This is a genomic window from Pseudomonas sp. SIMBA_067 (genome assembly GCF_046534675.1).
GTDB lineage: Bacteria > Pseudomonadota > Gammaproteobacteria > Pseudomonadales > Pseudomonadaceae > Aquipseudomonas > Aquipseudomonas putida.
Genome location: NZ_JAWRYH010001563.1, coordinates 1 through 228, shown reverse-complemented (window position 1 = coordinate 228; position 228 = coordinate 1). Strand labels below are relative to the sequence as shown.

Here is a 228-nt window from a genome sequence, read left to right as displayed (position 1 = left end):
CTGTACCTGGCACAGCTCAGCGGCCAATTGCTCGACCCCGCGCCGCAGCCGCGCTGGGCGGCGATCACCTGGTTGATGTACCACAGCGCCAGCATGGGGCCGCTGCTCGGCCAGCGCGTGCACTTCGAATGCTTCGAGGCCACGCCCAACCCTGCGGCGCTCAAGCGCTACCGCAGCCTTACCGAAGGCACCTTCAGCGTCCTCGACCAGCAGCTTGCCACCCAGCCA

Annotated in this window: 1 pseudogene; it reads left to right on the top strand. The window is 68.0% G+C overall.

The features are described from left to right. Window positions 1-228, top strand: a pseudogene (locus tag SB765_RS34710) (glutathione S-transferase); the annotation flags it as partial.